Origin of the sequence: Brumicola blandensis, from assembly GCF_031846165.1 — a bacterium.
GTDB lineage: Bacteria > Pseudomonadota > Gammaproteobacteria > Enterobacterales > Alteromonadaceae > Glaciecola > Glaciecola blandensis.
On record NZ_JAVRIE010000001.1, the window covers coordinates 235123 to 255688 of the forward strand.

The window sequence follows — 20566 nt, forward strand, 5'->3', positions numbered from 1 at the left end:
GTCTACAGCCATAGTGATATGTGCGGGTATAGCGATAGGCGGAAGTATCGGTAGCTATATTCTGGGTATCGTTATAATGTTACCGATAGGTATAGCTTTATATAAAACTCAAAACGATAAAAATCAATAAGGTTTGTAGGTGCTACATGATAATTGACAGAGAACTGGTTAAAAGACTTCGTAATAAGCAAGCGTGGTCCCAAGAAGAGCTTGCGGTTGCTTCGGGCTTAAATTTACGAACAGTTCAACGGATCGAAAAAGAAGGTAGTATCTCCTTACAATCGAAAAAAGCACTGGCCTCTGTATTTGGGTTGAATATCGAAGAACTCGATTACGTTGAACCTGAGTCTTGTTTCGAATACAAGTCAGTCGTTTTTAAAAATGATGTTGATTGGTTGTCGACGTGGGGAAGAAACAACAAACAAGCTGAATATAAATTTGACGCTCAAATTAATTCTTATGCGAAACAAGGATGGCGTGTGCACACTCTAAACTATGGTAGCAGTGTTCACGGCGGCGCAGGACAGGTTGCCGTATTATTTGAGCGTTTGATTGAGCTAGATTAACCTCAGTATAGATAGCAAGAGTCTACTGGGCTTGAAGAAGTGGTGGACGCTACTGGGCTTGAATCACTCGCCTCATCTCTTGTAAAGAACGGCGATGCATTTGAACTTGAAGAAGTGGTGGACGCTACTGGGCTTGAACCAGTGACCCTCGCCTTGTAAGGGCGATGCTCTCCCAACTGAGCTAAGCGTCCATATTGTTTTGGATATCCACATGGCTTTTACCAGTGAACCTCGCCCTTCTTGTAATAAGGAGCGGCGATGCTTGCTCTTTTTGCAACTGAGCTAAGCGTCCATATGTCTGATTTGTAACAAGAAAAAGTGGTGGACGCTACTGGGCTTGAACCAGTGACCCTCGCCTTGTAAGGGCGATGCTCTCCCAACTGAGCTAAGCGTCCATCTTGTTACTGACTTGCTGTGAGTGTTCCTAAGCAAGTGGACGCGTATTATAGAGTTGCGACCGCGTCTGTCAACAGCATTTTGAAAAAATTGTATCAAACGTTCATTTTTCGGCCAAACTGTGTTCTCCGAATAACATTGCAGTTAATAATGCATGAAATAAGGTCGAGCTTTACTTTTTCCTGTGGGCATTAAGCGGTAAACTACGCGCATTATTTTTTAAGGAAGTTTTTCTCATGACAGTGGTAACCCGTTTTGCTCCCAGTCCGACTGGCTATCTTCACGTTGGCGGTGCTCGCACAGCTCTTTATTCTTGGTTATATGCAAAAAGCCAAGGCGGTGAATTCGTATTGCGTATTGAAGATACTGACCTAGAGCGTTCTACCGATGATGCAAAGCAAGCAATATTGGATGGTATGTCTTGGTTAGGTCTTGATCATGACAAAGGGCCTTATTATCAAACTGAACGTTTTGACCGATACAATCAATTGATTGATGAGTTGCTAGAAAAAGGCTTAGCTTATAAATGTTTCATGAGCGTTGATGAACTCGATGCGATCCGTGAAGAGCAAGAAAAGAAAGGTGAAAAGCCGCGCTATCCTGGCACATGGAGAGATCGGAGTGATCATCCAGAAAACATGCCGTTTGTTGTGCGCTTTAAAAACCCACTAGACGGTGAAGTCGTGATAAATGACCATGTTCGAGGTGAAATTCGCATCGCCAATAGCGAGCTTGATGATCTTATTATTAAGCGCACTGATGGTGCACCTACATACAATTTCTGTGTGGTGGTCGATGATTGGGATATGGGTATTACACATGTGGTGCGTGGTGAGGACCATATTAATAATACACCGCGTCAAATAAATATTCTAAAAGCCTTAGGGGCACCCATTCCTGAATATGCCCATGTATCCATGATATTGGGGGATGATGGTAAGAAGTTATCGAAGCGTCATGGTGCTGTGAGCGTGATGCAGTATCGCGACGATGGCTATCTACCACAAGCGGTATTGAATTATTTGGTTAGGCTAGGGTGGTCACATGGTGACCAGGAGATCTTTAGTGTTGAAGAAATGATTGAACACTTTAGTTTAGATTCAATCAGCAAGTCGGCAAGTGCGTTTAACACGGAAAAACTAAACTGGTTAAATGAACACTATATAAAGAGCCTGCCAAGCGAAGAAGTTGCCAAGCACGCGCAGTGGCATTTTGAGCAGCAGGGGATTGATACTAGTAATGGTCCGTCAATAGCTGATGTCATTACTGTTCAAGCGGACCGAGTGAGTACATTGAAAGAACTGGCTAGTATCAGCCGTTATTTCTTTGAAGATTATGAGGCTTTTGATGAGAAAGCCGCTAAGAAGCACCTACGTCCGGTTGCTAGATTGCCTCTTGAAACAGTAAAAGAGAAGTTATTGGCAATAGAAGATTGGCAAGCGGAAAATATTCAAGCGGCGATTAATGCTACTGCTGAAGAATTGGACGTGGGCATGGGTAAAATTGGTATGCCGTTGAGAGTTGCAGCAACAGGTTCGGGAAATTCTCCATCTCTTGATGTCACATTAAACCTGATCTCTAAAGAGCAAATTGCTCAAAGAATCGACAAGGCGATTAATTACATAGCAAATAGAGAAAATTCTTAAAAAAATCGTTGACATAATTAATCCAGATGCCTAGAATGCGCCCCGCTGTCACGGAACTGTAGCACGAAACATAGCTCGCAGGTCCAATTGGACACGGGGCTATAGCTCAGCTGGGAGAGCGCTTGCATGGCATGCAAGAGGTCGGCGGTTCGATCCCGCCTAGCTCCACCAAGTTTGTCGTGACAGAAATCCAAACGTCGTAGTTTGGTCTAGGTTAGGTGATTTATCGTAATGATAATAAGCCTAACAAAAAACTGTTAAAGCATCGCTTTGACGAAAAGTTTTTTGTCCCCTTCGTCTAGAGGCCTAGGACACCGCCCTTTCACGGCGGTAACAGGGGTTCGAATCCCCTAGGGGACGCCATTTTCTCAGTGGTCAATATGAGACGTTAGTTAAACGTTAAGTAACTATAAATCCAAGCTGTCGTCGCTTGGTCTAGGTTAGGTGATTTATCGTAACGATAATAAGCCTAACAAAAAACTGTTAAAGCGTAGCTTTAACGAAAAGTTTTTTGTCCCCTTCGTCTAGAGGCCTAGGACACCGCCCTTTCACGGCGGTAACAGGGGTTCGAATCCCCTAGGGGACGCCATATAGAGAAACCACCCAATAGGGTGGTTTTTTTATGACTTAAATTTAGCAATTGCTAATAACACGCCCAATTGGATAGCATGAGAAACATCAATTTAATTACCTTAGATACGGCATAATGTAGGCTATGAAAATAGTATTAGCGCCGATGGAAGGTGTTGTCGATCATTTGATGCGAGATATGCTGACAAAAGTCGGTGGTTTTGACTTGTGCATTACTGAATTTGTGCGAGTAGTAGAGCAACTATTACCTCCCAGAACCTTCCATCGTTTATGCCCTGAATTGCATCATGGTGCAAAAACGCCTTCGGGTGTGCCTGTTAGGGTACAGCTTCTTGGGCAACATCCCCAGTGGCTGGCAGAAAATGCGGTTAGAGCGGTAGAGCTTGGTTCCCCAGGTATCGATTTGAACTTTGGTTGTCCAGCGAAAACGGTCAATAAAAGTAAAGGGGGGGCAGTATTACTCAAAGAGCCGGAAACATTGTATCAAATCATCAAAGCGGTGCGTGACGCAGTGCCTGCAGAACAGGCTGTTAGTGCTAAAATCCGCTTGGGCTTTGACGATAAATCATTGGCTCTTGAGAATGCCGACGCGATTACGCAAGCGGGAGCAAGTTTACTCACAATCCATGCTCGTACCAAAGTTGATGGTTATAAGCCGCCTGCTTATTGGCCATGGATAAAAAAGATCAAACAGACGACCGATATTCCAATCATCGCAAATGGTGAAATATGGAGTGCTCAGGATGCTGCACTATGCCAGGAGCAAAGTGGCTGTGACGATATTATGTTGGGTCGGGGGGCATTAGCGCTGCCTAATCTCGCAAATACGATTAAACATGGTCATCAAGGAATGACATGGGAAGAAGTGAAGGCTTTGCTTGTTTCTTATTCCGGCTATGAAATTTATTCAGATAAAGGCCGTTATTATCCAAACCGCATTAAACAGTGGTTCAACTATTTAAAGCGACAATATCCAGAAGCTGAAGAAATGTTTATTTCTTTGCGCACACTAAAAGACCCTCAAGCCATTGTTGAATTGCTTTCCTCTTAAGATATTTCTCACTTAGCTTGATTTTATCTGCTATTTCCCATTTAGGAATGGAAAAACTGGCTATTGTGTCCTAACTTTACAGCAGCTTCTGGCTATTTTATGCTTTTCGCTGAAACTCGATTGCACTCGTTTATTCTTTCTATTAATTTTACGAAGATTGTCTCTGCCTACAACAATTCGGCTGAGATAATAAAAGAATAAGAGTATCTAACAATAACAATAAATCCACTTTTCTAGGAACAAGGAAAGATATGTTTAAACCCAATATAAAATTCGGTTTGGCGCTGGCCGTATCTGCCGCGCTTCTCAGTGCGTGTAGCAGTGACCATGAAGAACAAAAATCAACAATCGTGGCTGGTATTGATACTAATCCATTCCCAAGCACCTATAAAGTAATAGACAGTGCGCCATTCATCATCACCAATGTCACCATACTCGACGGCATTGGTGGTAAAATTGAAGATGGTGAAATACTCATTCAAGATGGTGTGATTAAAGAAGTCGGTAGCAGTGTTAGCAGCGTTTCTGATGCGATTGAGATCGACGGTGAGGGGAAATGGCTTACGCCGGGTATTATCGATAATCATAGTCATTTGGGGGTATATCCTTCGCCTTCAACGCATTCTCATTCAGACGGCAATGAGATGACCGGACCAGTGACCGCAGAAGTATGGGCTGAGCACTCTATTTGGCCACAAGATCCTGGCTTTCAAAGAGCCTTAGCTGGCGGTGTAACTTCTTTGCAAATTCTCCCCGGCTCTGCAAATTTGTTTGGTGGTCGCAGTGTCACCGTTAAAAACGTGCCGAACAGAACGATGCAAGACATGAAATTTCCTGGCGCGCCTTACGGAATTAAAATGGCGTGTGGTGAAAATCCGAAGCGTGTATATGGTCAAAAAGGCGGTCCAATGACACGTATGGCAAACGTCGCTGGCTATCGCTCAGCTTGGATTGATGCCCAAGGGTATCAAAAAGACTGGGCTGATTATCAGGCAGACTTAGATGCTGGTGTATCAGCTACTCCACCAAAGCGTGATCTCAACTTAGAAACACTCGCTGGCGTGCTGAACGGCGAAATTCTGGTGCACATGCATTGTTACCGTGCTGACGAAATGACGGTGATGATGGATGTGATGAAGGAGTTTGATTACAAGATTGGGACTTTCCATCATGCTGTTGAAGCCTATAAAATTGGCGACAAACTTGCCGAAAATGGTGTTTGCTCAGCAATGTGGGCAGATTGGTGGGGTTTCAAAATGGAAGCTTACGACGGCATCAAAGAAAATGTAGCGATGGTACATGCAGCCAAAGCATGTGCAATTGTGCATTCCGATAGCGACTTAGGTATCCAACGACTTAACCAAGAGGCAGCAAAGGCTTGGGCTGACGGTAAGCGCGCAGGTATCGACATCTCGCAGGCCGATGCTTGGACATGGTTGTCAGCAAATCCAGCAAAATCGCTGGGTATTTTTGATAAAACGGGTTCACTAGAAGAAGGTAAGAATGCGGATGTTGTGTTGTGGAGCACTGACCCATTCTCTACTTATGCTCAAGCCGAAAAAGTATTTATTGATGGCGCGATGGTTTATGACCGAAATAAACCTGAGAGTTGGCCGGTGAGTGACTTTGAATTAGGACAAGTAGCAGAAGGAGACGCAAAATGAGTTTGTTCAAAAAAGTAAGCATAGTTTCCTGTATGGCACTCGGGCTGGGAATGTCTGCTTCGTCATTTGCTGAAAAAATTGCGATTGTAGGTGGTAAGGTACATACCGTTTCTGCAGCAGGTGTTATTGAAGAAGGTACGGTGTTAATTAATGAGGGTCGTATCCAGCAGGTTATTGAAGGGACCGATGTGCCAAGCGGTTACCGCGAAATTGATGCACGAGGTAAGGTTGTTACACCTGGCTTTATTGGTGCCTACACATCTTTAGGTCTGGAAGAAGTCAGTATGTCAGCTGGAGTGGTTGATGCCAGGACGAATGAACATCCAGTCTCATCAGTAGGGGCAGCCTTAGATGTTCAGTATGCTGTGAATAATGACTCTACGTTGATACCAATTACTCGCATTGAAGGCTTTACGTCTGCAGCGACGGCTTTAAGCCATACCGGGCAGCTCTTCCAAGGTCAGGGCGCAGTAATTAGCTTGGCGACTAGCTTTGATTCTGTGATGAAACCGAAAGCTTTCATGCAGATTGATGTCAGCAACAGTGGTGCAGAGGACAATGGCGGCAGTCGCGCAGCCATGTGGGTTGCTATTCATACCATTTTTGAAGAAGTGACCTTCGCGCAAAGCTATTCATTAAACCCAAGTGAAGATTGGGAAGGCATCAGCAGTATGGCCGATGCTAAAGCACTTATTCCCGTATTGAAGGGTGAAGTTCCTTTGCTGATGAAAGCAGACAGAGCGGCTGATATTGCTCAAATATTAAAACTAAAACAGCAATATTCTGACCTGAATATTGTGTTAGTTCATGGCTTAGAAGCTTGGCGTTTAGCGGATGAGTTAGCAGCGCAAAAGATACCCGTTATTGTGAATCCTGAGTACAATCTACCAGGTGGTTTTGATCAATTGGGAGCCACTCTAGAAAATGCCGCTCGTTTGCACAAAGCAGGTGTTAAAGTTGTTATTGGCATGGATACACACAATATTCGATTGGCCACTCAACATACCGGCAATGCCGTGGCAAATGGACTTCCGCATTCTGCAGGTATCGCGGCTTTAAGCATTAATATCGCAGAAATATTTGGTTTGGATAACGAGATTGGGAGCTTAGAGCCGGGTAAGGTTGCTGATGTTGTCATATGGTCTGGAGATCCTTTGGAAGTTACGCAGACTGCGGTTAACGTGATAATTCAAGGTGAAGAAGTTGAAATGACCTCACGCCAAACTAAGTTGCGAGACCGTTATTTAAAACGAGATGAGTCAGTCCCTGTGTCATACACAAGGCCTTAAACATGCTCTGATAAAGAGTTAAGCGAAAGACTATCGTTTCTTGTTAAAAGTCGTATTTCCCTCAAGGTGATATGGCTTTTTTTTGTTTTAAATTTCAATCAAATAGTAATTTATATTGTTCTTTAGGTTAAAAATACTATACATGGTGTCTGGTAATGTTTACTATATGTTTTATTCGAAGTGCGCTAAGCAATTATTTTGGTGAAAACGCGCTTTTATATTTTTAAATAAATAGTTCTTTTGGAGATAACAATGAACATGACCTTGAAAGAAAAAAGTACGTGGCTGTCACTGATAGCGACTTTGGTTGTTTTTGGTTTTTACACAATCAGAGTATTCAGCATTGACATGAGTAGTCTTTCAGAGCAAGAAGCAATCGATGTCGCTATGGCTAATTTAAGTAGTGCTATTTTATATATCATTATCATAGAGATTATTTTTCAGTCTCTTATCTCGGCTGCTGGTTCCAAAGCCGAAGTGGAAGGGGATGAGCGAGATCGCCTGATTGCACTTACCTCAAATAATAGTGGCTACTGGGTCTTAAGCATTGGTGTGATTATTACCTTGGGTCAATTGCTGCTGCCTCATGCCATTGGCATGGAATCATTGATAAAGGCATACTTCCCAATTCCGTTATTTGAAGTACATGTTTTATTATTTGTGTTTATTCTGTCAGAAATAGTGCGTTTTACTCATCAAATAGTACTGTATAGAAAAGATGCGGTGTAAACAGTATGGCAATTGTAAATAGAGTAAGAGAGTGTCGCTTTTTTGCAGATGAAATGACTCAGCAAGCTTTGGCGGAAGCTGTCGGAGTAACAAGACAAACAATCATGGCAATCGAGAAAAACAAATACAATCCCTCCCTAGAGGTGGCATTCAAAATTGCTCATCTGTTCAATAAACCTTTAGAAGAGGTCTTCACCTACGAGGCTGAGGATTAGTGAAATCAGCATATCCTATGGCAGGATATGCTGTTCCAGTTTAGGTTTGAGAAAATCTTTGATCATCGGCTGCGCTTCGGCAGTAGGATGAATGCCGTCATTTTGCATTAACTCTGGCTTGAGGGCTATTTCTTCAAGAAAAAATGGGATTAATGGAATGCCGTTAGTCTCTGCAACATCAGCGTATATTTGAGTGAACATTTGCGTGTAGCGGCGCCCATAGTTTGTCGGTATTTGCATCGCTTGTATCATCACTTCTACGTTTTGAGCTTTTGCTAGTTGAACCATTTCATTGATATTGGCTCTAATCTTTTTCGGATTGTGGCCTTGAAGCGCGTCGTTCCCACCCAATTCGATGAGTAAATGTGTTGGTTTGTGCAGATCGAGAAGTCTGGGTAGGCGAGAAAGTCCTCCGTCAGTTGTGTCGCCGCTGATAGCGCCGTTGACTACTTCTATCGCTCTTTCTTCTTTTTGCCATGCATTTTGTAACAAATAAACCCAGCCTTGCTGTTGAGTAAGTCCATAGGCAGCGCTTAGACTGTCACCGAGAACTAGCAACTTATGTTCTTGAATTTTCTGCTGATCTGAATAGGCTGAAAACGGGAATAAAAGAAGTATAACAAAGCTCATAACTACGGTCGTAGCGACACGTGCCGATTGGCGTGTACTCCCATCGTTATTTCGGGTTCTACTCCAACTAAATTTAAAGAATTGAATAAAAGAAAACACTATGACAACAGCTCCACTGATGATTGAAACGAAAAGCGTAATTAAAAAGGTTAATACGAGCGAAGGCGAGTTACAGATCCTTCAACCCATTAGCTTTCAAGTTAAGCCTGGTGAATCTGTTGCTATTATAGGCGCATCTGGCTCGGGAAAGTCAACTTTGCTTGGTTTACTTGCGGGCTTAGACGAAGTGTCAGGCGGTCATATTATGTTAGACGGAGAAGCGCTGCATGATATGGACGAAGAACAGCGGGCGCGCTTACGGGGTGACAAGGTCGGTTTTATTTTCCAAAGCTTTATGTTGGTCCAAAGTTTGACCGCAATTGAAAACATCATGCTTCCAGCAGAAATTGCGGGCCTACCTGAACCGAGAAAACTCGCGCAAAAGATCCTCGAGCAGGTTGGCCTAGAGCACAGGGCAAGTCATTTCCCTAATCAGCTATCAGGTGGCGAGCAACAGCGCGTAGCGATTGCGAGAGCATTTATCACCAATCCTAAGATTTTGTTTGCTGATGAACCTACCGGTAACTTGGACTCTAACAATTCAACAAAGGTGGAAGACTTACTCTTTGACTTAAATAAAGACTCCAACACCACTCTAGTCTTGGTAACTCACGATGATGCATTGGCACAGCGCTGCCAACGTCAACTGCGTATGCATGCTGGCGAGTTAAGTGAAGAAACAAAACCACTTAAAGTCGTTTCTGGAGAATAAGCATGTCTATGGTATTTCAATTGGCCTGGCGCTTGTTCAAACACGAAGCGAAGCGTGGGGAACTCACGATAATTCTATTGGCGATTGTGCTTTCTGTCGCCTCGGTTTTGTCCTTATCGTTATTTAGTGAACGTCTTCAAGGCGCTCTGACGGACCGCTCTGCCGAGTTCATCGCCGCTGATCGACAATTGCGTTCACGCACCCCTGTGGATGAAAGCTGGGTAGTCAAAGCCAGTGAGTTTGGTCTCGAAACGGCTTATCAAGTTTCTACCCGCTCGATGGTTTTTGGTGATGATGAGCTCGCTTTATCAGATCTACGCGCTGTTGATAGTGCTTATCCTTTGAAAGGTGCAATCAAAGTCACAGACAGAGCGTTTGGTGTCCCTGAAGCAACCAGTGATTCTCTCGCGCCAGGTGAGGTATGGCTTGATTCGAGGATGTTCCAACTCCTACAGATCGAATTGGGAGATAGCGTCGACATTGGCGATTCTAGCTTCACCGTGACGCGTGTGCTGAGCGAAATACCAGATGCCGGTTTCAGCGTATTTAATACTGACCCAATAGCGTTGATGTCAGCCGAAGATTTACCTAAAACTAACATCACAGGTCCCGGCTCGAGAGTCAGTTATAAATATTATTTCACCGGCGATTCTTCAGACTTAGACGAATACTATGATTGGTTACGCCCACAATTGGACCGCGAAATTCATCGCTGGACGTCAATCGAAGATGATGATTCAGCAATTGGTCGTTCTATTGCGCGAGCAGAGCAGTATTTCTTACTCGCGAGTCTTCTCGCTATTGTACTTGCAGCAGTTTCTATAGCAGTTGCTGCACAGCGTTATAGTCAACGTCATTTTGACCCTGTGGCGATCATGAAAACCTTAGGTGCTGGCAAAAAAATGGTTCAGCGCATTTACCTCTTGCAGATTTGTTTCATTACTATATTGGGAATTATACTGGGGGTAATTACAGGCTTCTTGCTGCAACAAGGGGTTGTGCATTTGCTCGCAGGTACAGTCGAGGTTTCTTTGGATGTGTGGCACTGGAGACCATTAGCCATTGCTGTATTTACCGGTGTTGTCTGTGCTGTATTGTTTTCTCTTTATCCTTTACTGCAATTGTTTTCAGTACCGCCATTGCGAGTGCTTCGAAGAGACATTAATACCACCTTATCATCAAAAGCATTGCAGTTTGCCACATCGGGTATTGCAGTCTTTTTGTTGATGTGGATATATAGCCAAGATCTGTTGATCAGCGCGATACTCTTTGTGTCAGGAATCATTTTAGTTGCATTGTTATTGGGTGTGACAAACGTACTCATCATTGTTGGTCGACGTCTTGGCAGCGGCAGCATGGGGGCGTGGACACTAGCATGGGCTAGGATACGTCGCCGAGCAATGGGGAACAGTGTGCAACTGATAAGTTTCGCAATTACCATTATGTTGCTGTTAGTTGTGCTGGTTATGCGCAACGATATGGTCAAACAGTGGCGAGACCAATTACCTGAAGGCACGCCAAACTATTTCCTGTCCAATGTAACTGAAACCCAGCGCTTAGGTCTCATTGAGCATTTTGACAAGAACAATGTAGAAAGTGATGGTTATTACCCCGTTGCTAGAGGCCGCTTTGTTGCCATTAACGACGAAAAAATTCGCACAGAAGTCACTAAAGAAGAGAGAGATGCTACTGATGATGGCCGTCAAGGCTTAGGTCGAGAGGCAAATCTAACTTGGAGCACAACGCTGCAAACAGGTAATAAAATTCTTGAAGGTGAGTGGCTGGATGTCTGGGAAGAGGGCGATCCCGTTCCCTTATCTATCGAAGCTGAGGTTGCGGAACGACTGGAAATAGAGCTAGGTGATGTGCTGACCTTTAATATTGGCAGTGAAGTGGTTTCAGCCACCGTGACTAGCTTGCGTGAAGTTAACTGGCAAACGATGCAACCGAACTTCTTCTTCGTATTGCATCCAAAAGCGATGGAAAACTTTTCGCCAACTTATATTACAAGTTTCCACTTAGACGAAGAGCGTAAACCTGAAATAACAAAATTAATGGCGCCGTTCGCCAGCGTGACATTGTTCGATGTGGATGCCCGTATTAATCAATTACGCGAAATCATAGACCAAGTGTCAATGGCTGTGGAGTTTATACTGATATTGGTCCTTTTAGCCGGTGCGCTAGTGTTGATAGCGCAAGTACAGGCGAGTATGGATGAACGTTTGCAAGAATTGGCCATATTAAGAACGCTAGGAGCGAAAGGATGGACAATTCGGTTCAGTGTGATTAACGAGTTCATTATCATTGGCTTAGTGGCCGGCTTGATGGCAGCCATATCTAACGAGTTTAGTCTATACATGCTACAAACGAAGGTTTTTCAAATGGAAGCAAGTCTACATTTAAGTTATTGGCTGATTGCGCCAGCAGTAGGTGCAGTGACAGTCGGTATTTTAGGTGCCATCGGGTGCTGGCGTCTGTTAAGCTTAAATACAGGTGAATTACTGCGCAAAATGGTGTGATAATGAGTGCTATCTCATTCAAAACTTTTCGATTCGACGACCTCAATGTCGCTGCGCTTTATAGCTTACTAAAGCTGCGTAGCGATGTTTTTGTGGTTGAGCAAGAGTGCGTCTATCCGGATTTAGACGACAAAGATACTGACCAGCACGCAGCCCATATTTGTTTGTTCGATGATGAGCAGGAACGTGTTCTTGCTTATTCACGTTGCTTAGCACCGGGTGTATCTTTTGTGGGAAGCAGTATTGGTAGAGTCGTCGTAGCACCGTCGCATAGAGGAAAAGGGATTGCCGAAGCGCTAATGAATGAAAGTATCGCGTATTGTAGACGCAATTGGCCACAACACAGTATACAAATTGGCGCGCAATGTTATTTGCAAACGTTTTATGAAGGGCTCGGCTTCGTAGCGTTTAGCGAACCTTATGATGAAGATGGCATCATGCATATAGACATGGAACTGATTTCATAGCGTACACTCAATTCAATTGCGATGTATGCATGCCCATTGTCATAAATCGAGTGCTTTTAAAGCGTCTTTTAGCTCTGGATAATGAAAGGTAAATCCTTCAGTCAATAACTTTTCAGGTACGACTTTTTGCCCATGTAAAACGAGGTCTGAGGACTCTCCCATTAAGGTCTTGAGAACAAAGGCAGGCACTTTAAAAATGCAGGGCCTTTCAAGCCGACGAGCTAAGGCTAAAGAGAAAAAGTGATTGGTGTTCGGGTTAGGGGAGGTCAGGTTATATACCCCCTGAGCAGACCTTGAATCAATAAGAAACGCTATGCCATTAAGCATATCTTCAATATGAATCCATGCCATAAATTGTTTACCAGTACCAATTGGACCGCCTAAGCCAAGTCTAAATGGCATTAGCATTTTAGCCAACGCACCACCTTCTTCAGATAAAACCACGCCAGTTCTCAGTATGCATACACGGCAGAATTCATTCGCTTGAAAAGCGATATCTTCCCATTTCTGACAAACCTCACGACTAAATTCATCATGAAAATCAGTAAATGTTTCCGTAACAACTGTATCGCCTTGACGTCCATATACACCGATTGCCGAGCCACTTATGAATGTATGCGGAGGGTTTTTAGCAGCCTTTATTAAGTCCACTAGCTTTTGAGTAATATCCCAACGGCTATGACAAATTCGCTGTTTTTGACTGTCAGTCCAGCGTTTATCTGCAATTGGTTCTCCAGCTAAATTAATTACAACATCAACGTCTTCTAGTGAACTTAAATCGTCAAGGGTCAGGTAATTGATTTCACTGCCCAGTAAGCGTTGCGCGCGGCTTGGATCACGACTCAACACGGTTAACTGATAAGCGCCTTGAAGTTTTTTAACTAACTGTCTGCCAATGAGACCAGTTCCACCAGTCAGCAAAATGTGTTGAGTCATGTGAATTATCCTTTCGTGCAAGATAGCGATAACGAAACTGAGTCAGAGAATCGCAATGCGTGCGGCTTATCTACTTCAGCTTCTGCGAATGTAACCCAAGGGTGCTCTGCAGCAATTTCAAGCACGTCATGTGTCAACTTCTCTAGTAAATAAAAGCGATTGTCTTCGACTAAGCGAATAATAGCTTTTGTAATGGTTTTATAATTTAAGGCATGATCCATTAAGTCTGAATCAGTCGCCTTCTTGGCGTCATAATGAATTTTTACATTAATCACTACATCCTGTTGGTTTTTAATTTCGTCTTCGTTAATGCCGATATAGGTGCGTAAGCGAAGGTTTTTAATTCTGATTGTTGCTTGATTCAAATTCATTGAATGAACATTTCCTTTTTGTCTAAATTTTACTTGAGTGATTCATTTTATTACTACTTTCTTAATCGGTGTTTATCACGCTGAGCTGTTGATCCTGTATCAGACTAGGGTAGACTGACGTCATACTATTGTAGTCTATGTTGTTTCGATAGCTATGCCACTTTCGATGGGCTCGGCAGCAATCAAAACTCAGCGTAACAGAATAAGGATATTTATGGATATTAAGTCACCTACAGCTAAAGCGATGATGGTAATGGCTTGCATCGTCATCGTCTTAGCAGGCATTAAAGCTGCCAGCGTGATTATGGTGCCATTCCTTCTTTCCGCTTTCATTGCGATTGCTTGTAGTCCATTAATTAACTGGGCTGCAAGATACTCTATTCCGCGTTGGGCATCTGTTACTTTAGTTATACTGATAATTTTAGTGATTGGTTTCATGCTAGCAGGCTTAATTACGCAATCATTGTCAGAGTTTCGTGCAAACATGCCCGTTTATCGAGAGCAACTATCTGGCGAGTTTGCATGGGTAATCAACAAGCTTGCTGTGTTGAACATAAATATCGATCAACAATTGATTATGTCCTACCTCGACCCCGGCGCAGCAATGTCTGTAGCCACCGGTTTTCTGAGTGGTATGGGTAGCGTGCTTTCAAACTTGTTTCTGATTATTTTAACCGTCATTTTTATGCTGTTTGAAGCTGAAACGATGCCGAAGCGAATTCATGTGGCTCTAGCTGATCCAGATATGAAAATGACTCATATCGACCGCTTCCTGCAGTCAGTCAACTCCTACTTAGGTATTAAGATGCTGGTTAGCTTGGGGACCGGTCTTTGCATTGGTTTGTGGCTTTATTTCTTGGGCGTTGATCACTTTTTACTGTGGTCTGTACTCGCCTTTATGCTTAATTTTATCCCTAATATCGGTTCAATTATTGCTGCCATTCCTGCCGTGTTAATGGCTTTTGTTGAGTTTGGTTTTGCCAAAGCGGGTTTAGCGGGTTTAGGCTTTGTTGTGGTGAATATGGTGATGGGGAATGTGATAGAACCGCGCTTTATGGGGCGGGGCTTAGGTTTGTCTACGCTAGTTGTGTTCCTATCATTAATTTTTTGGGGATGGCTCCTCGGCAGCGTAGGTATGCTTCTGTCTGTGCCCTTAACAATGGTCGTGAAAATTGCGCTGGAATCGCGTGATGAAAGCAAGTGGTTAGCAATACTACTATCGAGTGATGATCCAACGAGAGAAACGGTAGAGGAAGCTAAGGGTAACGAGGAAACTCAAGCTTCAAATTAAGTGAGCTCACTTAGTTATCCAATATAGAGCGTTGCGTCGGCAAATGGATAGTAAATGTGCTACCTCTTCGAGGGTGCTTGATAAGGTCATCTTTGTGCGTTTTATAAGAAACGATAGTGAGCTGGCCCCCGTAAGTGTCAAGCATATCAACAACTAAGGCTAAACCTAAGCCTTGTCCTTCTGAGTAGCTGTCCAGTCGTTTGCCTCGCGTGGTGATGGTATCTATCTCTTCTTGACTGATACCATCACCGTCATCAATTACCGAAACCTTAGTAAGGTCGGCATCGCGTTCATATTTAATGACCACTTCTTTTTTGGCTGCTTTACATGCGTTATCCAATAAATTGCCAAGAATTTCCATGAAGTCTGTTTGGTCGATTGAAAGTGGTGCTGGGCTTGGCGTATCGACATGCAAAGTAAGCGATTTATCTCTGTGTATTTTTTCCATTGCATCTACCATAGAGACACAAATTGGGTGCACATCGATACTAGGTAAGTAGCCAATGACGTTAATGGTCGCACGTTTCAATTGTCGTTTAACGATATTGTCGATTTGTAATACGGGCTGTTTTATTTCTTCGCTCAAATTGCTTTGACCCAAAACCACGCTCAATGGGGTTTTGATACTGTGAGCAAGATCATCGAGGCTCTTTTTATATCGCTCGCGTTGTAGTTTTTCACTGTCGAGGAGTTTGTTGATACTGCTTTGTAATGGTTGTAATTCAGGCGGATAGTCGTCGGTAATATGCTCAATTTCACCATGTTCTATTTGGCCAATACGAGCAATGATTTTTTGCATTGGCATAAACACACTGCGCAATGACAAGGCAATGAGGCCAAGCAATACAAATCCTAGCACTGCAATCCATCCCCATAGCCGATTGATAAACGTATTCAGTTCATTCTCGTATTTATCTTTGGCGTTAATCACGAGAAAGGTCACTTCTTCAAAGTTACCATCGATAAAGAACTCTGCCGTATTGCTGAGGGCAAAATGCGGGTCTTCAGGGTTAAAGTCAGAATTGAAGAGTAATTTGCCTGACGCTTGGTCTTCTGTCTGCCTGAATAATTTACCAAACAAACGCGTATCTATTTTGCTATCGATGGCGGATTGGGATTGCCATACTTGCTGTTTACGCCACTTAATGACAGCGACAAGATCCGAACCTGGTAAGTTTAAATCTTCAACGAAGAGCTGAGAAGGCATGGATGCTATTCCATCTTCGAATTCGAATTCAGATATCATGGCGAATACAGTGGTAGATAGTTCTTCTTTTTTGGCTAGAAGTAAACTGCGCTCATAGGCATTTTGCATGGAAAATATGATAGCTGGAAAGAAGATCGCGACGAACAAAAAGCAAGTGAGGAAAATCCGTCGCGTGATTGACCATGCTTTCATCGTTTATAGTGTCCTTGTCGCGCACTATAAGTTCGCATTGAGTCGATACCCTCGGCCTCTAAGTGTTTCAATGGGCTTTATTTCGTTATTCTTATCGATTTTTTTACGCAAGCGACCGACAAAAACTTCGATGACATTGCTATCCAAGTCGAAGTCCTGGTCATAAATATGCTCTACCATCTCAGTTTTTGATACTACCTTTTTAGGGTTTAGCATCAAGTACTCGATGACTTTATATTCATAAGCCGTAAGTTCGATTGCTTCTTCATTCACAAAGAGTTGATTAGCAACAGTATCAAGAGATAGTGGGCCTTTCTGAATGAGTGGACTTGCTTGGCCAACTGAGCGTCTAATTAAGGCTTTGACTCTTGCCAATAGTTCTTCATGAACGAAGGGTTTAGTCAGATAGTCATCTGCACCGCACTCTAAACCTTTTACTTTTTCTTGCCAGCGGTCGCGCGCAGTGAGGATGATCATAGGGCATGAAACGTCGGCAGCTCTTGCTCGTTGGATAACTTCGAAGCCATCGATGCTGGGTAGGCCAACATCGACAATGGCTAAGTCGTATTCGTATTCTTGTAGTTGAAACAGTGCTTTTTCACCGTCATCCGCAAGGTCGACGCTAAAGCCTTGGGATTGCATGTATTGGTCGAGTTGTAATAACAGTCTGCTGTCATCTTCAACAATGAGTATTCGCATGGATTTATCTCCGATTGTCCTTAATATGAGTCTATTGTTGACCGTTTATTTGCGAACTTTTCCGCTGTAAGCATCGACCATGACGAAAACGACTCGTCCAGAGCTTTGATGTATTTTGACTCGATATGCACTGCCTTTTAACTCTACCTTTAGCACTTTCCCATTGACCGCTTTTTGTGCTTGTCGCGCAGCTTGAGACTTGGTAATTTTTTTCTTCTCAGCTTGTTGAAAGGCATGAGCGTTTTTAACCAAAACAATCTGGCTAGAAAAAACGAGAAACAAACTTAGAATAAAAGACCGAACTAAAACCGATTTAATACAAATATCTCCTGTAGAGTGCTGTTGTCATTTGAAATTCGCTAGTTAATACTACTCAATTTTGCTGAACGCAGGCTGAATTATAGCGTTTCATGTGATTTTGCAAGCGACTACAAATCTGTCAATACATTAGCATGAGATGCACAAGCCTTGTAGTAATTTATCACATTGCAGGAGCGGGCTAAGGATTAAAAATCTATCTTTTTTCGCAGTTTCTTTTGTACACCGCTTTTCGTTTTGCTGTCTAAGCGCTTGCGCTGTGATGAACGGCTTGGCTTAGTTGCTTTGCGAATTGGTTTTTCGTAGCTACCTTCATTAATAAACTCTTTTAAACGAGCAATAGCCTCTCGTTTGTTTTGCTCTTGAGTTCGGTGGTTTTGAGAGCGAATAACCAGCACGCCCTCACTATTAATTCGATTATCGTTACTATTTAATAGTTTTTGTTTCAGGCGCTCTGGCAGCGATGAGGCATTAATATCAAATCGCAGATATATTGCAGTGGCAACTTTATTAACATGCTGCCCCCCAGCGCCTTGGGCGCGGGTAGCTGACAAACTAAATTCAGCCTCTTCTATACTCAAGGAAGGGTTAACAAAAATACTCATTGTGCTATGGCAGCACTTTCTTATAGGGTTTTACTACCACAGATTTAAAAACGCCAGCCTCAACATAAGGGTCAGTGTCTGCCCACAGTTGTGCGTCGGTCAAGCTATCGAACTGAGCGATGATCAAAGACCCTGTGAATCCCGCTGGGCCTGGATCTTCGCTATCAATCGCTGGGGTAGGTCCTGCAACCAATATTCTTCCTTGGTCAACAAGGTGTTTGATCCTATCCAAGTGTGCAGGCCTTGCAGCCATTCTAAGGTCGAGACTATTGTCTACATCCTCCGCGTAAATCACGTACCACATATATTTTACTCCTAGAAAAACAGCCCGTTATAGGGCTGTGGCTGCTTTCATCTTGGCGACAAATGAACCTAGCTCTGCAAGCATGGCATCTTTATCAGATAAATACTTAGCAATAATATTGACTGTCGCTGAGCCAGATATTGCGCCAGCAGCACCAGATTGAATCGCATCAGCTACCTGTGCAGGGGTGGATATACCAAAACCCAATAAAGGAGGCGCTACTTCAAATTTTGTTAGCTTCTCAATGAGGTCTGATGCTGGTATTTCAACGGCTGTTTCTGCCCCGGTAACACCTGCTCGACCAAGCAAATAAGTGTAACCGCTCGACTGTTCGCCAATTGATTTAAGTGTCTCATCGGAGGCGTTGGGTGGCGCAATCAAAATTTGCTCGATGTTATTCGCTTTTGCAATCTCTATAAAGCGTGGCGCTTCTCTCAATGGCACATCAGCAATTAATATACTGTCGACGCCAGCCGCTGCAGCCTTTTGATAAAAGGTGTCAATACCGTTAACGAGCACAAGGTTACTGTATAGTAACAAGCCAATCGGTGTATCAGGATGCCGCGCTCTTATTTCAGTCAGTATCTCAAAGCAATCCTGAGTTTTAATCCCAGAACCCAGTGCTCTTATCGCCGCTTTTTGGATCGTAGGACCATCGGCGATAGGGTCAGAATACGGTATACCAAGCTCTAGGGCATCAGCGCCGCTCTCCACTAATTGATCGATAATAGCGAGAGATGTTTCTCTGTCTGGATCGCCAATCATAACGAAAGGAACAAAGGCTCCTTGCTTGCTAGCTTTTAGCTTTGTGAACATGTTTGCGTAGCGTTGTGTGCTCATAGTTTATCTCCCAAAATACTGGTGACATGGGCAAGATCTTTGTCACCTCGGCCAGATAGATTCAAGACGATAATCGTTTCTTCTGTTGCTTCGTCTGCCATATTTAAGGCGTGAGCTAGGGCGTGAGAAGATTCCAATGCTGGGATGATCCCCTCTTTTTTGGCTAGCAATTGAAAAGCATTTAGCGCTTCTTCATCTGTCACGGCATGATACTCCGCTCTTCCTGTTTCGGCTAAAAATGCATGCTGTGGTCCAACTGCTGGGTAATCAAGCCCTGCAGAGACCGAATATGACTCCTCAATTTGCCCATCTTTATCTTGCATAATAAAGGTATACGCACCGTGTAAAATGCCTTTCGTGCCAGTGACGATAGTTGCACCGTGCTCTTTAGTATGCACGCCCTTTCCAGCTGGCTCTACGCCGACTAAGCGGACACTGGGTTCATCAATAAAATCAGCAAACATACCAATTGCGTTTGAACCACCACCGACACAAGCAACGACTGCGTCTGGCAGGCGGCCTTCTTTTTCCAATATCTGTGCACGTGTTTCTTCACCGATCATGCGGTGATACTCTCGAACAATCGTTGGGAACGGGTGAGGACCTGCAGCTGTACCAAGCAAATAGTGAGCTTTGTCATAATTAGCAGACCAATCGCGCATTGCTTCGTTCACCGCATCTTTCAAGGTGCCCGAACCTGAGTCTACCGGAATGACTTCAGCGCCCATTAAGCGCATTCTGAACACATTCGGAGACTGTCTTTCGACGTCTTTCGCGCCCATGTATATGCGCGCTTTCAATCCGAGCAAGGCACAAGCCAAGGCGGTTGCAACGCCATGTTGACCCGCTCCGGTTTCAGCAATAACTTCCGTTTTACCCATGCGTTTTGTTAACAGGGCTTGACCAAGTACTTGGTTCGTTTTATGCGCACCACCGTGCAATAAGTCCTCACGCTTTAGATACAGTTTAACCAATGGGTTTGAGACCAAATTGCGTGACAAGGTCATTGCCGTGGGGCGACCCGCGTAATCTTTTAAGAGATCCATAAATTCTTTCTGGAAACTAGGATCGTCCTTCGCATCTAAAAATGCTTGTTCAAGTTGGTCGAGCGCCGGGATAAGTAATTCAGGCACATACATACCGCCAAATTCACCAAATTTACTTTCTAAATTATTCATTATCTACTCGCTCTTTGTTTCTGAATTCGTATTTTCAATATTAATGCTTAC

Annotated in this window: 21 protein-coding genes and 5 tRNA genes; 14 read left to right on the forward strand and 12 right to left on the reverse strand. The window is 43.6% G+C overall.

Annotated features, from left to right (window positions below; translation table 11 throughout):
* The first annotated feature begins 146 nt into the window (after positions 1–146).
* Positions 147–566 (forward strand): helix-turn-helix domain-containing protein, encoded by a 420-nt coding sequence (locus RM544_RS01015; protein ID WP_311359925.1) that lies wholly within the window; start codon positions 147–149, stop codon positions 564–566.
* A gap of 115 nt (positions 567–681) precedes the next feature.
* On the opposite strand, the gene RM544_RS01020 is transcribed toward RM544_RS01015, so the two are convergent.
* Together RM544_RS01020 and RM544_RS01025 are read right to left on the reverse strand one after the other, a co-directional pair.
* Positions 682–757: transfer RNA gene (locus tag RM544_RS01020), tRNA-Val, on the reverse strand.
* A gap of 128 nt (positions 758–885) precedes the next feature.
* Positions 886–961 (reverse strand) — tRNA-Val (locus tag RM544_RS01025).
* A 237-nt stretch (positions 962–1198) separates the two neighbouring features.
* Between RM544_RS01025 and gltX the strand changes: the two genes are divergently transcribed.
* The 9 genes from gltX (at position 1199) to RM544_RS01070 (ending at position 8147) form a co-directional block, all read left to right on the forward strand.
* The gene (gltX, locus tag RM544_RS01030) at positions 1199–2608 is read left to right on the forward strand and encodes a glutamate--tRNA ligase (protein ID WP_311359926.1); all 1410 of its coding nucleotides are present in this window, start codon (positions 1199–1201) and stop codon (positions 2606–2608) included.
* A gap of 95 nt (positions 2609–2703) precedes the next feature.
* Positions 2704–2779: transfer RNA gene (locus tag RM544_RS01035), tRNA-Ala, on the forward strand.
* A 116-nt stretch (positions 2780–2895) separates the two neighbouring features.
* Positions 2896–2971, forward strand: a tRNA-Glu gene (locus RM544_RS01040).
* A gap of 150 nt (positions 2972–3121) precedes the next feature.
* Positions 3122–3197: transfer RNA gene (locus RM544_RS01045), tRNA-Glu, on the forward strand.
* Positions 3198–3323: 126 nt separating this feature from the next.
* Positions 3324–4250 (forward strand): tRNA dihydrouridine(16) synthase DusC, encoded by a 927-nt coding sequence (dusC, locus tag RM544_RS01050; protein WP_311359927.1) that lies wholly within the window; start codon positions 3324–3326, stop codon positions 4248–4250.
* Positions 4251–4501: 251 nt separating this feature from the next.
* Entirely contained in the window at positions 4502–5914 is a 1413-nt protein-coding gene (locus RM544_RS01055) for an amidohydrolase (protein ID WP_311359928.1), read from the forward strand.
* Positions 5911–7203: an amidohydrolase family protein gene (locus RM544_RS01060; RefSeq protein WP_311359929.1), complete on the forward strand. Its 1293-nt coding sequence runs from the start codon at positions 5911–5913 to the stop codon at positions 7201–7203. The genes RM544_RS01055 and RM544_RS01060 overlap by 4 nt, the downstream gene beginning before the upstream one ends.
* 252 nt (positions 7204–7455) lie before the next feature.
* Positions 7456–7932 carry a hypothetical protein gene (locus RM544_RS01065; RefSeq protein WP_311359930.1) on the forward strand — a complete coding sequence of 159 codons (477 nt, stop codon included), beginning with the start codon at positions 7456–7458 and terminating at the stop codon, positions 7930–7932.
* Positions 7933–7937: 5 nt separating this feature from the next.
* Positions 7938–8147, forward strand: a complete 210-nt coding sequence (locus RM544_RS01070) for a helix-turn-helix transcriptional regulator (protein WP_311359931.1) — start codon at positions 7938–7940, stop codon at positions 8145–8147.
* A gap of 15 nt (positions 8148–8162) precedes the next feature.
* Here RM544_RS01070 and RM544_RS01075 read toward each other — a convergent pair whose 3' ends face one another.
* Entirely contained in the window at positions 8163–8777 is a 615-nt protein-coding gene (locus RM544_RS01075) for an arylesterase (protein WP_311359932.1), read from the reverse strand.
* A 118-nt stretch (positions 8778–8895) separates the two neighbouring features.
* Here RM544_RS01075 and RM544_RS01080 point away from each other — a divergent pair, with 118 nt between their 5' ends.
* Genes RM544_RS01080 through RM544_RS01090 form a run of 3 tightly spaced genes read left to right on the forward strand, consistent with a single transcriptional unit; the run spans position 8896 to position 12574 of the window.
* Entirely contained in the window at positions 8896–9588 is a 693-nt protein-coding gene (locus tag RM544_RS01080; protein ID WP_311360704.1) for an ABC transporter ATP-binding protein, read from the forward strand.
* Positions 9589–9590: 2 nt separating this feature from the next.
* The gene (locus RM544_RS01085) at positions 9591–12107 is read left to right on the forward strand and encodes an ABC transporter permease (RefSeq protein WP_311359933.1); all 2517 of its coding nucleotides are present in this window, start codon (positions 9591–9593) and stop codon (positions 12105–12107) included.
* An 11-nt stretch (positions 12108–12118) separates the two neighbouring features.
* Positions 12119–12574, forward strand: a complete 456-nt coding sequence (locus RM544_RS01090) for a GNAT family N-acetyltransferase (RefSeq protein WP_432264469.1) — start codon at positions 12119–12121, stop codon at positions 12572–12574.
* Positions 12575–12613: 39 nt separating this feature from the next.
* On the opposite strand, the gene RM544_RS01095 is transcribed toward RM544_RS01090, so the two are convergent.
* Together RM544_RS01095 and folX are read right to left on the reverse strand one after the other, a co-directional pair.
* Entirely contained in the window at positions 12614–13510 is an 897-nt protein-coding gene (locus RM544_RS01095; protein WP_311359935.1) for a TIGR01777 family oxidoreductase, read from the reverse strand.
* A gap of 5 nt (positions 13511–13515) precedes the next feature.
* Positions 13516–13881: a dihydroneopterin triphosphate 2'-epimerase gene (gene folX, locus RM544_RS01100; RefSeq protein WP_311359936.1), complete on the reverse strand. Its 366-nt coding sequence runs from the start codon at positions 13879–13881 to the stop codon at positions 13516–13518.
* Between the two features lie 214 nt (positions 13882–14095).
* On the opposite strand from folX, the gene RM544_RS01105 reads away from it, so the two are divergent.
* Positions 14096–15172: an AI-2E family transporter gene (locus tag RM544_RS01105; protein ID WP_311359937.1), complete on the forward strand. Its 1077-nt coding sequence runs from the start codon at positions 14096–14098 to the stop codon at positions 15170–15172.
* A gap of 10 nt (positions 15173–15182) precedes the next feature.
* Here the strand turns inward: RM544_RS01105 and RM544_RS01110 are convergent, their stop codons facing one another.
* The 7 genes from RM544_RS01110 to trpB form a co-directional block, all read right to left on the reverse strand.
* On the reverse strand, positions 15183–16571 hold the full coding sequence (locus RM544_RS01110; protein WP_311359938.1) for an ATP-binding protein: 1389 nt from the start codon (positions 16569–16571) through the stop codon (positions 15183–15185).
* A 24-nt stretch (positions 16572–16595) separates the two neighbouring features.
* Positions 16596–17270 (reverse strand): response regulator transcription factor, encoded by a 675-nt coding sequence (locus tag RM544_RS01115; protein ID WP_311359939.1) that lies wholly within the window; start codon positions 17268–17270, stop codon positions 16596–16598.
* Positions 17271–17315: 45 nt separating this feature from the next.
* Positions 17316–17522: a PepSY domain-containing protein gene (locus tag RM544_RS01120; protein WP_311359940.1), complete on the reverse strand. Its 207-nt coding sequence runs from the start codon at positions 17520–17522 to the stop codon at positions 17316–17318.
* A 254-nt stretch (positions 17523–17776) separates the two neighbouring features.
* Positions 17777–18193 (reverse strand): alternative ribosome rescue aminoacyl-tRNA hydrolase ArfB, encoded by a 417-nt coding sequence (gene arfB / locus RM544_RS01125; RefSeq protein ID WP_311359941.1) that lies wholly within the window; start codon positions 18191–18193, stop codon positions 17777–17779.
* A gap of 4 nt (positions 18194–18197) precedes the next feature.
* The gene (locus RM544_RS01130; protein WP_311359942.1) at positions 18198–18497 is read right to left on the reverse strand and encodes a YciI family protein; all 300 of its coding nucleotides are present in this window, start codon (positions 18495–18497) and stop codon (positions 18198–18200) included.
* Between the two features lie 27 nt (positions 18498–18524).
* Positions 18525–19337: a tryptophan synthase subunit alpha gene (gene trpA, locus RM544_RS01135; protein ID WP_311359943.1), complete on the reverse strand. Its 813-nt coding sequence runs from the start codon at positions 19335–19337 to the stop codon at positions 18525–18527.
* The gene (trpB, locus tag RM544_RS01140) at positions 19334–20515 is read right to left on the reverse strand and encodes a tryptophan synthase subunit beta (protein ID WP_311359944.1); all 1182 of its coding nucleotides are present in this window, start codon (positions 20513–20515) and stop codon (positions 19334–19336) included. Before trpB ends, trpA begins: the two co-directional genes overlap by 4 nt.
* Between the last annotated feature and the right edge of the window lie 51 nt (positions 20516–20566).